A 13,119-nucleotide genomic window follows, 5' to 3' on the forward strand; every position below is an offset into this window, starting at 1 on the left:
TTTTCGAAAAATAATTTGAAAAACGCAAAATAACGCAAGTTTTTAAGAGAAAATAATTATTGAGTTTATTTTAAGAATCTTATCAGTGCATGATTTTGCAGTTTTTAGGCTATTTTCTGATATAGAATGAAATATTTGATATATTTGTGATGAATTTTAACTTTTATAAAAAAATGCTGAAGGCCGAAAGACATAAATATATAATGACTAAACTTATTGAAGACCAAAAAGTTGTTACAACAGATTTAGCTTTGGCTCTCGATTTGTCTGAAGATACAATAAGAAGAGATTTGAACGAGTTAGACAGTAAAAAGCTGTTAGAGAAAGTATACGGTGGTGCGGTTCAAGTTAAAGAGAAGTCTGCCAATGTGTTTGATATAGCAATAGCTGCAGAAGAGCAGAAAAAACAAATCGTGACAAAAGCATTGTCTCTACTTCATGATGATCAGGTTATTATAATGAGCGGAGGAAGCACCAATTTGGTTTTTGCAAAGTTAATTCCGGCCGATTTAAAGGCTACAATATATACGTATAGCTTACCGATAGCCATGCAATTGTCTCAGCACCCTAATATCGATTTGATTTTTATTGGTGGAAAAATGCAGAAAAACGCAATGGTAACAATAGGTATGGATGTAATTCAGGTGGTTTCTAAAATTAAAGCCGACATTTGTTTTATTGGTGCCAGCAGCATCAATATCAAACAAGGTCTTACAGAAGTAGGTTACGAAATCTCAATCGTCAAAAAAGCAATGATAGAGGCTTCTGACAGAGTGGTTTCCATGTTTGCTTCAAACAAATTAAATACCAAAATGCCGCACGGCGTATGCGATCTTACACAATTGGATACGATTGTGACAGAGTTAGATCCAGAAGATGAAAAACTAGACGAATATAGAAAATCTGGAGTGTTTATCTTATAACTTTAAACTTATACAATGTGGTTTTTGCGTTTTGTTGCGTTATTTTAATTTTATTATGTTAAAAAACGCAAAATAATGTATTTGTATGCTTTTTGTATCTATATTTGTTAAAACTAATTTTATTAGTAAGATATATTTATGAAAATCATTTCTTGGTTTACTTGCCATTTCTTTGGTGCTTTAAAGGAAGTTCAAAGCTTTTAAAAGGAATTTTAATAAATATTGAATTCTAATAAAATTTAGAATGTATTGTTTTGCCAAACTGCTTTTTAGCGAAGTGCAGAAATAAAACATTTATTAAAGAACCAAAAGCAACAGAACCAAATTAAATGTCCGATTCTCTCCAACTACAAGAATTAGAAACTTCACTAGAAGGAACTCTTTTTTATGATGACCTTCATAAAAATATATATGCCACAGATGCCTCTGCCTATAGAATTATGCCGCTTGCCGTGGCTATTCCAAAATCAGAAAAAGATATTATAAATATTATTCGGTTTGCTTCAAAAAATAAAATTTCTATAACACCAAGAACGGCAGGAACTTCACTTGCAGGTCAAACTGTCGGAAGCGGAATCATTGTCGATGTTTCTAAACATTTTAATAAAATTATTTCTTTTGATCCTAAAAAGAAAACCATAACGGTTCAGCCTGGAGTAATTCGCGATGAACTTAATTTATATCTAAAGCCACATGGACTGTTTTTTGCCCCTACTACATCAACAACCAATAGATGTATGATTGGCGGAATGGTCGGAAATAATTCGTCAGGAACAACTTCGATTCGCTACGGTGTTACGCGAGATAAAATTGTAGAAATAAAAGCCATTTTAAGTGATGGAACTACCGCAGTATTTAAAGATTTAACTTCTGAAGAGTTTATCGAGAAAACAAAAGGAGATTCTTTAGAAAATAAAATTTACAAAACGATTTACGAAGAACTTTCGAACAAAGAAAATCAGGAAGAAATTTTAAAAGAATTTCCAAAACCAGAAATTCATAGACGAAATACCGGTTATGCGATTGATGTTCTACTAAAATCGAAACTTTTTTCAGGAACAGAAGATACCATCAATTTAGGAAAACTCCTTTGCGGAAGTGAGGGAACATTGGCTTTTACCACGGAAATTACTTTGAAAGTAGATGATTTGCCACCAGTAAACAATATTATGGTTGTGGCGCATTTTCATACGATTCAGGAAAGTTTGGAAGCTGTAGTTACCGCAATGAAGCATCATTTGTACACTTGCGAAATGATGGATGATACAATATTAGATTGTACCAAAACCAATAGAGAACAGGCTAAAAACCGATTTTTTATTGTAGGCGAACCAAAAGCAGTTATTATGCTTGAGGTAGGATCGCACATTAGCATGGAAGATGCCGAACTGCAAGCTGATGCTTTAATTAAAGATCTTCAAATTAATGGTTTCGGATATGCCTTGCCAAAAATTTACGGAGCCGATATTGACAAAGTAAACGAGGTAAGAAAAGCGGGTCTTGGACTTTTAGGAAGTATTGTGGGAGACGATAAGGCAGCCGATTCTATTGAAGATACAGCGGTTGAATTAAGTGATCTTCCCAATTATATTGCCGATTTTGCGGCGATGATGGAAAGACACGGACAAAGTGCCATTTATTATGCACATGCCGGAGCGGGAGAGCTGCATTTGCGTCCGAAGATAAATTTGAAGACAAAAGAAGGATTACATCAGTTTAGAAATTTATCTACTGAAGTAGCTCATTTGGTAAAAAAATATAGAGGTTCGTTAAGCGGTGAACATGGCGACGGAATTCTACGTGGAGAATTCTTGCCGTTTATGATTGGCGATAAAAATTACGAATTGCTAAAACGAGTAAAAAAAGCGTTTGACCCGAACACGATTTTGAATGTTGGGAAAATTGTAAATGCTTCTAAAATGGATGAAAATCTTCGTTTTGAAGCGGGACGAGTAGAACCGGAAATAAAAACGATTCAGGATTTCTCGGATAGTTTAGGGGTTTTACGTGCTGCCGAAAAATGCAATGGTTCGGGCGACTGCCGAAAAATGCCTTCTGCTGGTGGAACTTTATGTCCGAGTTATCGTGCTACGAGAAATGAAAAAGATACTACGCGAGCACGTGCCAATGCTTTACGCGAATATCTAACAAATTCGGAAAAAGAAAATAAATTCGATCACGAAGAATTATACAAGGTTTTTGAATTGTGTGTAAGCTGTAAAGCTTGTGCGAGCGAATGTCCGAGTAATGTTGATGTAGCGACTTTAAAAGCTGAATTTTTATACCAATATCAAAAAGCAAACGGATTTTCTTTCCGAAATAAAATATTTGCTTTCAATTCGAAATTGAATGAATTGGGAAGTATTGCGCCATCTATTACCAATTGGGCTTCTAATCTTTCATTCGTTAAAAAAAGAATGGGAATTGCGCCTGAAAGACAAGTGCCTTTATTGGCTCCAAAAACATTTAGAAAATGGTATGAAAAGAACAAAAAACATAACATAAATAGTTCTTTTGAAAATGGTAGTGTTTATCTTTTTTGTGATGAATTTACCAACTATTATGATGTTTCAGTCGGAATCGATGCCTACGAACTCTTAACAGAATTAGGCTATAGAGTAATTGTAATTGATCATGAGGAAAGCGGAAGAGCTTTTATCTCAAAAGGCTTTTTGGAAGAAGCGCAGGAAATTGCCAATAAAAATGTCAATACTTTTAAAAATATAATTTCTGAAAATACACCTTTAATAGGTCTTGAACCTTCGGCGATATTGACTTTCAGAGATGAATATATTCGATTGGCTGCTGATAAGGAAAGTGCTGAAAAATTAGCTAAAAACACCTTTACAGTCGAAGAGTTTTTCAAAAGAGAAATTGGAAACGGAAAAATTCACGCAGATCAATTTTCTGAAAAAGAGAAAAATATTAAAATTCATGGGCATTGTCATCAAAAATCATTGAGCTCAGTTGAAGCTTCTTTTGCGATGCTGAATGTCCCAAAAAATAATACGGTTACAATTTATAATTCTGGTTGTTGCGGAATGGCAGGTTCATTTGGTTACGAAAAAGAACATTATGAAATCAGTATGAAAATGGGAGAAGATACTTTGTTTCCTAAAATCAGGGCAACAGAGTCATCAACAGAAATTGCAGCCGCAGGAACCAGCTGCCGCCACCAGATTTTTGACGGAACCAGCAGAAAAGCTTTGCATCCTGTGACTATTTTAAAAGATTGTCTGAAATAGTTTTTTGTATTTTTCCAGTGCTTTTCAAAAATAGTATTTTATTAAAACATCAATTATGAAAAAAACAATTTATTCAATCTTACTGCTGCTTTTCATTTTTACAGCCAAAGCGGCTAAGGTTGATACTTTACAGGTTTTTAGTGCTTCTATGCAGAAGAATATTAAAACTTGTGTGGTAGTTCCAGACAATTATAAAAAGAGTAAGAAAGCATTTCCTGTTGTTTATCTGCTTCATGGCTATAGCGGAAATTATAGATCTTGGGCAAAAGATTTTAAAGAACTCGGAAAGCAAGTTGATCAATACGGTTTTATAGTGGTTGGTGTAGACGGGAATTATTCAAGCTGGTATTTTGATAGTCCTATAGATCCGAGTTTTAAATATGAAACTTATGTGGTAAAAGAACTAGTTCCGTTTATTGATAAACAATACAGAACAATTGCAGACCGTAAAGGAAGAGCCATTTCAGGTTTGAGCATGGGCGGACATGGCGCTTTATACTTATCATTCAGACATCAAGATGTATTTGGTGCGGCAGGAAGTATGAGCGGAGGAGTAGATTTTCGTCCGTTTCCTGAAAATTGGGATATCAAAAAACGATTAGGCCCAATTACAGAATTTCCAGAAAATTGGAACAAGAACACCGTTACCAATATGTTAGACTTGGTAAAAGACAATAAATTAAAACTGATTATTGATTGTGGGGTTGATGATTTCTTTATGAAAGTAAACAGAGAACTTCACGCAAAAATGTTAGACCTGAAGATAAATCACGATTATATAGAACGTCCAGGCGAACATAATTTAAAGTACTGGGAGAATTCCTTAAAATATCAGCTGCTGTTTTTTTACAATTATTTTAATGATGCTGAAAAAATGCAGTAAACGTTAAGTGCATTGCCATTTTGTTGATTTATGGCAATACATAAATTTTGGTTGGTTATCCTAACAGGTTTTCTAAGCCTGTTAGGTATTTTTTTCGCCACGACCCGAGCGATAGCGAATAGGCGAAGCAATTGCACAAATTTTCGCGAAGAAAACCTGCTAGATCTGCGAGAGAAAATAAGAGCCACAGATTAAAAGGATTAAAAAAGATTTTTTTGCCACGAATAAGACAAATTTCACGAAGAAAATCTTCTGCATCTGCTAGATCTGCGAGAGAAAATAAGAGCCACAGATTAAAGGATTAAAAAGATTTTTTCGCCACGCATAATAAAAATTTCCGCAAATAAAATCTGTAGTATTTGCTAAATCTACATGAGAAAAAACATAAATATAGGATAGAGGGACATTGTAACTCACCTGACATAATACAATCTTGATATAATTTAAGTAAGGCACAATAAATAAAAAAAACACCAATGAAAAATCTATTTTTAAGAATATTATTGCTTTTTGTAATAGTTTCTGGGTTCTCTCAAAATTCAGGAAAATCAGAAAATATCAAATTTGTACAGCTAACAGATTTGCACGTTTCAGTAGGAAATGACAATGACTTTTTATTGCAGAATATTGTAAAAGAAATCAACAATTCAGATTTTGAATTTGCGGTTGTAACTGGAGATTTAACCAATCGCGGTGCTGATGATGAGTTAAAACAAGTTCATTCTATCCTTTCTCAATTGAAAATTCCATATTATGTAATTTCTGGAAATCATGAAACGAACTGGAGTGAAAGCGCCGGTTTGACGTATAAAAAAATATTTGGCGAGGATAGATTCGTATTTTCAAAAGGTGATTATGTCTTTATAGGCTTTCCGTGCGGACCTTACATGAAAATGGGAGATGGTTTTGTAAAACATGAAGATGTGCTTTGGCTTGATAAAACTTTAAAAGAAAATCTTAAAAACAACAATAAAAAAGTGCTAAATTTTGCTCATTATCCACTAGATAACAGCGTGAGTAACTACAAAGAAGTGCTTTCAGTTTTAGAAAAATATCCAACTGTTGCCACTTTTTGCGGTCACGGACACACTTTAAGAAAATATAATTTCTCTGGTTTGAGTGGTATAATGGGAACTTCGATAACTTCCCTTGACGGAAAAACAAAAAGCTATAATCAGGTAATTATCAGCAAAGACAGTATCAGTATCTATCAAAAGGAAATTGATAAACCGGGAGTTTTTAAATTTTCGGTGCCATCAAAACCTTCCAAAATTGAAATTCCGAAAGATAGTGTAACGATGCAAACTCCTTTTATAAAAGATATTGCTTCTATTTACAGCCTTCCTGCATTCGATAAAAAGAACCTTTATTTCACTAACTCAATTGGCGAAATAAAATCAGTTAACCTGAAAAGTAAAAGTGTAAACTGGAAAACGGAAACAGGAAATTCAATTTATTTTTCACCAATAATTGTAAAAAACAATTTGGTTATAGGAACTATTGAAGGAAATCTATTAGGTTTTGATACTCAATCAGGAAAACAAAAATGGACAATTCCTGTTGGTGGTGTTTTAGTAGGTTCGCCAATTGCTGAAAACAATAAAATTTATACGGCGAGTTCTACGGCATTTGTTTGTGCAGACGCGGTAAGTGGTAAAGTGATTTGGCAGAGCAATTTACCAGCTTCTTATTCACAGGGAACTCCGCTAATACAAGACAATAAAATCATTTTTGGGGTTTGGGATTCGTATGTGTATTGTTTGGATAAAAATACAGGAAAACTGATCTGGAAATGGAACAATGGCAACGATAAACAAATTTTATATTCTGCTGGAAATGTCAATATGGTTGCATCAAAAAACAGACTTTATTTTGTTACGCCTCAACGTTTCTTAACCATTTTAGATATTGAAACGGGAAAAAACCTTTTAAGAACTTCAAAGTGGAAAATTAGAGAATCAATGGGTAAAAGCCAAGACGGAAAATGGTTTTATGGCAAAACAATGGATGGTGAATTGGTAAGGGTACCGCTTAATGATACTATTGAACTGACTGAAGAAAATGTTGTAAGCCAAAGCAAAGTTTTGGATTTAAAATGGGGATATGAACACAATCCTGCGGCGATATTAGAAAAAAATAATAAAATATATTTAGGAAGCCGAAAAGGTGAAGTTGTAATTGTTGATGCCACAAAATTTGAAATCATCAAACAAATCAATTTGGGAAGTTCAAGCATAAATGGCTTTACACTTGATGATAAAGGACAAGTTTGGGCATCTTTAATAGAAGGCGGAATTTATTTATTGGAATAGTTTTTAGCCACAGATTTAAAGGATTAAAAAGATTTTTTCGCAACAAATGAAATCCTTTAAATCTGCTTAATCTGCGAGAGAAAATAACCATTAAATAATAAAAACTTTGCGTCTCTGTACCTTTGCGAGATTTAAAAAAGGAAAAGAAACTTTTGCGAACATAGCGTAAACCACTGCGCTCTTTGCGGTTAAATTTTTCTACCAAAAATATTATACTAACGACCTAAAATAATAATTTATGAAAAGTCTAAAAATTATGATTTTGGTATTGCTGATTCAGACCAAAATTTTCAGTCAGCAATCTCCAAAAAGAGAAATGCGAGCCACTTGGATTTCTACCGTAGAAAATATCGATTGGCCGTCTAAACCAGGATTATCAGACAAAGAAATGAAGAACGAAATGATTGCCATTTTGGATATTCTACGTTCTTATAATCTGAATACTGTAATTTTTCAAATTCGTCCAACTGCAGATGCATTTTATAAATCAACAAAAGAACCAGCATCGCATTGGATAACCGGAACTCAAGGCGTTGCACCAGGTTTCGATCCGTTGCAGATGATGATTGACGAAGCAGGAAAACGCGGAATGAACGTTCATGTGTGGCTTAATCCGTATCGTGTTCAAAAAGATACGGTAAGAGATGTGCTTTCAAAAAATCATTTATATTTTAAAAGACCAGACCTTTTTCTGACGTACGGAAAAACGAGATATTTTAATCCAGGTTTGCAGGAAACCAGAAATTTTGTTGCTTCTGTTGTAGGCGAAATTGTTCGTAAATACGATATTCAGGCTGTGCATATGGATGATTATTTTTATCCGTATAAAATTGAAGGACAGGAGTTTCCAGATGATAAAGCATTTGCTAAAGAACCGCGCCAGTTTACAGATAAAGACGATTGGAGAAGAGACAATGTCGATTTAATCATCAAGCAAATCAGAGATACTATTATTGCCAATAAACCAGAAGTCGAGTTCGGAATTTCGCCATTTGGAGTTTGGAGAAATATTGCCAAAGATTCGCAAGGTTCTAATACAAGAGCAGGAGCAACCAATTATGATGATTTGTATGCGAATATCTTAAAATGGCAAAAAGAAAACTGGATCGATTATGTAACGCCTCAAATCTATTGGCACATTGGTTTTGATAGAGCCAATTTTGAAGTTCTGGCAAAATGGTGGGCAGAACACAAATATGGAGCAAATGTTTACGTTGGTCATGGTGATTATAAAATTTCAACTACGGCTAAAGAACCAGAATGGAGAAGTCCTGATCAAATTGTAAAACAAATCGAAATGATTCGTAAAATGCCTCAAATCGATGGTTCTATGCATTTTACCGCTTCGAATTTTCTAAAAAAAGGAGATACGCTTAGAAAACCTCTTATTGAAAAAGAATACAAATACATCGCTCTAACTCCCGAAGCCAACAGAATTACAAGATTAAAACCAGAACCGCCAACAAATGCGGTGATTGCTAAAAAAGGCGATAAAGCAGTTTTGACTTGGAAAGCGGCATTGAATGACAAAAAATATGTAATCTACAAATTCCCAAAAGGAAGAATAACCGATTTCTCAAATCCTCAGAATATTTATTATGTGACAACGGCTCTAAAACTTGAAGTGCCAAACGCCGATTTGGAAAACTACGTTTATGCGCTCACCGCTTTGAGTCAGACCCAGACAGAAAGCAGTCCGATTGAATTTTCAATAAAATAAAATATAAAAGAAATGAGAAAAAGTATTCTTCTATTAGCCCTATTTCTAAGTTCGCTTAGTTTTGTACAAGCCCAAAAATTAGACCTAATTCCAAAACCTGTATCCGTTCAGCAAAGCGCAGGACAGTTTGTTTTGCCTTCGCCATTAAAAATTGTTGTAGACAAAAAACTAAAAAATAGTGCCGAATATATTACGACAGGTTTTTCCAAAAATACTGGAATTACCCCAATTGTTTCGATTGGGAAAAAACACAGAAAGAACACTATTTCATTTCTTGTAGATAAGAAATTGGATCTTCCAAATGAAGGTTATCAATTGGAAATAAACGAAAAAGGAATTTTCGTAAAAGGAAAAACGGAGAAAGGCGTTTTAAACGGATTCCAGACTTTACTGCAAATTTGCTCTGCAAAAGAAGTTAAAAAAGGAACTGTTCCGTTTGTGAAAATTGAAGATTATCCTCGTTTTGATTGGCGTGGAATGATGTTGGATTGTTCAAGACAATTCTTCGACAAACAAACCGTAAAAAATTATATCGATTGGCTGGCTGCTCATAAAATGAATGTTTTTCATTGGCATTTAACAGACGATAACGGCTGGAGAATCGAAATTAAATCATTGCCAGATTTAACTTTAAAAGGCGCTTGGAGAGGACCTGGAGAAGTTTTGCTTCCATCTTATGGTTCTGGAGACAAACGTTACGGAGGTTTTTACACACAAGAAGATATTAAAGAAGTTGTGGCTTATGCCGCAGATCGTGGTATTTCTGTAATGCCAGAAATTGAAATTCCGGGACATTCGCGTGCGGTAACGGCTTCGTATCCAGAAGTGGGTTGCGCGATAACGCAGGAACTTAAAAGTGTTCAGGGAGAAGTGAAAAATGTTTGGTGTGTAGGCCGTGAAGAAAATTATGATCTTCTAGATTCAATCATTAGAGAACTATCTGGATTATTTCCTTTTGAATACATCCATGTTGCGGGAGACGAAGTCAACCGTGCCAATTGGGAACATTGCCCAAAATGTCAAGCTTTAATGGCAAAAGAAGGATTTACAGATAGTTTTCAGCTTCAGAATTATTTCTTTAAAAGAGTTCAGAAAATTGTAGACAAATACCATAAAAAAACAGATGGATGGAATGAAATTCTGAAAGGCGGAGAAATCAATCCAAATACGCTAATTTCTGCTTGGCAAGGAATTAGTTACGGAATTGAATCGGCAAAAAAAGGATATAAAACCATCATGATGCCAGGGCAATTTACATATTACGATATGGCACAATCTGAAACAGAACGTGGCCATCGTTGGGCAGCAATCACAGATACCAAAAGAGCCTATTCGTTTGAACCAATTCCAGATACCGATTTAACTCCAGAAGAACAGAAAAATATCATTGGCGTTCAAGGTGCTTTGTGGAGTGAATATTTAGATCGTCCTGCAAGAATTATGGAATATCAAAGTTATCCGAGAATCAGTGCGTTGTCTGAAATTGGATGGTCTAAAAAAGAAGATAAAAACTGGGATGATTTTTATGGAAGATTAACCAATAGCCATTTAAAAAGATTGGCTGATATGGGAATTGCTTTCAGGGATTTTCCTCCAACAGCGATTTATAAAAACGGAACAATTACTGTAACGCCACCTTATGAAGGTGCTGTTGTGCGATTTGATAAAGATGGAAATGAACCAACAAGACAATCGCCTTTGTATACAGGACCAATTCAAACGAAGGATTATGAACGCTATATGTTCAGAGTATTTTTTAATGAATATTCGGCAAGTCCTGCGGTGAAAGCTGAAAAATTGCCTGTAGCCAATTGGAATACTTCAAAAGCAGAAGTTTTGACTATTTCGGAAAATATCTCAGATCATGTAGATAAAAAAGGTATTTGGTATTTAAGTTTTAATCCAACAGATGATGGAGCGAACGGAACAATCAAAAATCTTTCGCTTTTCGAAAATGATAAATTAGTGCAGACTTATGCAGACGAAAAAGCATTAAAATCAAAACCTCGATTGAGATTTTTGATTGATAATTACAACGAAAAAAATACATATCGATTAGATTTTACAATTGAAAATAAAGAAGAGAAAAAATCTGCGGCAAATGTAAAATTCATCTGTACGCCTTATCAGGAACCAGAAGTAAAAGTGACTTCATCGATGGCAGAAAATCCGAAGTTTCCAATTTCGAATCTGCAGGATTATAATGAAGAATCGTATTTGCGTACCGATGTTGCCTGCAAAGACGGCGACTGGATTTTGTATACCTTTACTAATCCTGTAACCACTTCTAAAATAGATGTTTTAACTGGAATTCCGCATCACCCAAGATTTATCATTAACAATGGTTTTGTGGAGTTTTCATACAATGGAACTGATTTCATAAAAGGCGATAATTTTGATTACGGAAATGCATCCATTTATCCGAAAAAGCCTGTAAAAGCAGTTAGAATACAAATTACAGGAACCAATAATGAGCCTTTGATGGCAGGACAAGACTTAAAAATTAATCCATAGTACTATGAAAAATATTGGTATTAAAATTATAATGGTTTCCTTGATTTTCTTGGGAGTAAAAGGTTATTCGCAGAAAAAGGCAAAGCAATCTTTTGATGTAAAAAGAAATGAAGTTTACATTGATTCGATGATGACAAATGCGCTGGAAAAAGGCTTTTTTCCAGGAGCGCAAATTATCGTGGGTACAGGAGATTCTAATCTGATATCTAAAAATTATGGTTATCATGATTATGCGAAAAAGCAATTAGTAAAACCAGATGACGTTTTTGATTTGGCTTCAATGTCTAAAGTTTTAGGAGCGACTCTTGTGACAATGCGTTTGGTTGGAGATGGAAAAATTAAATTGACAGATCAAGTGGGCGAAATTGTTCCGATGTACAAAAACACAGCGATTGCCGATTTAACGCTTTTTGAACTTTTAACGCATACTTCTGGATTAACGCCAAGTATCACTTTTTATCAAGCACTGCTTTCTACACCAGATAATTCGCCTTTTTTGAGCGATAAAAAATCGGAGCAATATGTTGAGCCTTTTGATAATATGTATGTAAATAAAAACATCATTTACGATTCAAAATATTTGGTTTTTGAGCCAAAAGAAAATTGGGTTCAGATTTATAAAAACATGTGGTTGAATCCAGAATTTTATCCGTCGGTTTATGAAAGGATTGCGAAAGCAAATACAAATCCGAGAGGGAAATATTTGTATAGCGATTTAAATTTGCTTTTGGTGAAGCAAATGATTGAAACGAAAACAGGCAAAAAACTCGATCAGTTTACCAATGAAATTTATACTGAATTAGGCATTTCAAAAATTGGATATAATCCGCTAAAATGGACTTCAATAGATAATATAATGCCGACTGAAGTAGATAATTTCTTTAGAAAAGATACTGTAAAAGGTTATGTGCACGATGAAGCAGCGGCCATTTTTGGAGGCGTTTCTGGAAATGCAGGTTTGTTTGCCAACGCAGAATCGATTGCCGTAATCTGTAAAATGTTAATGAACAACGGAAATTACAAAGGAAAACAGATTTTAAAAGCCAATGTCGTAAAAGAGTTTACAGATTCTCCGCTTGCCAAAGAAGGAATTTATCGTGGTTTAGGTTTTGACAAAAGAAAACCAGACGAGTTTTTTACAAAAGACGATTTTGGACATACGGGTTTTACGGGGACATTTTTCTTTATGAATAGAAATACAAACCGATTTGTAATCATTTTAACGAATCGAGTTAATCCAACTAGAACAAACAGATTAATGTACAAGGATGATTTTAGTGCTAAAATCTGGAGGCAAATTAATAAATGATTTTTTTGTTAGCCACGAATTGCTTCGCCTGTTCGCTATCGCTCGAGTCACGAATTATTTCAAATGTTTGGTGTAATTCAGCGCGTGTTTTTAGCACACAGATTGTAAAAGAGAAATTTGTGAATTCGTGGCAAAAAAAAAATTTAACTCAGAAAAATAAAATAAGAGTTAAATATTTGATTTATAAGTAATATCTCTCAGTTTTGCTTAGAT

At 34.4% G+C, this 13,119-nt stretch carries 7 protein-coding genes; all 7 read left to right on the plus strand.

Annotated elements, in window-relative coordinates:
- Nucleotides 1–173 precede the first annotated feature (173 nt).
- The 7 genes from AC5ZCW_RS07745 (at nt 174) to AC5ZCW_RS07775 (ending at nt 12,906) form a co-directional block, all read left to right on the plus strand.
- Nucleotides 174–923, plus strand: a complete 750-nt coding sequence (locus AC5ZCW_RS07745; protein WP_281633441.1) for a DeoR/GlpR family DNA-binding transcription regulator — start codon at nt 174–176, stop codon at nt 921–923.
- Nucleotides 924–1,252: 329 nt separating this feature from the next.
- Nucleotides 1,253–4,168, plus strand: a complete 2,916-nt coding sequence (locus AC5ZCW_RS07750; protein WP_496118917.1) for an FAD-binding and (Fe-S)-binding domain-containing protein — start codon at nt 1,253–1,255, stop codon at nt 4,166–4,168.
- 55 nt (nt 4,169–4,223) lie between these two features.
- A complete protein-coding gene (locus AC5ZCW_RS07755; RefSeq protein ID WP_496118919.1) occupies nt 4,224–5,051 on the plus strand; it encodes an alpha/beta hydrolase in 828 nt (275 codons plus the stop codon).
- Between the two features lie 476 nt (nt 5,052–5,527).
- Complete coding sequence (locus AC5ZCW_RS07760) at nt 5,528–7,363, plus strand: outer membrane protein assembly factor BamB family protein (RefSeq protein ID WP_496118921.1); 1,836 nt, start codon at nt 5,528–5,530, stop codon at nt 7,361–7,363.
- 238 nt (nt 7,364–7,601) lie between these two features.
- Nucleotides 7,602–9,083: a glycoside hydrolase family 10-like protein gene (locus AC5ZCW_RS07765; RefSeq protein ID WP_496118923.1), complete on the plus strand. Its 1,482-nt coding sequence runs from the start codon at nt 7,602–7,604 to the stop codon at nt 9,081–9,083.
- 12 nt (nt 9,084–9,095) lie between these two features.
- Entirely contained in the window at nt 9,096–11,597 is a 2,502-nt protein-coding gene (locus tag AC5ZCW_RS07770; RefSeq protein ID WP_496118925.1) for a beta-N-acetylhexosaminidase, read from the plus strand.
- Nucleotides 11,598–11,601: 4 nt separating this feature from the next.
- A complete protein-coding gene (locus AC5ZCW_RS07775) occupies nt 11,602–12,906 on the plus strand; it encodes a serine hydrolase domain-containing protein (RefSeq protein ID WP_496118927.1) in 1,305 nt (434 codons plus the stop codon).
- Nucleotides 12,907–13,119: the final 213 nt, after the last annotated feature.

This window comes from Flavobacterium sp. PLA-DH12 (assembly GCF_059511845.1).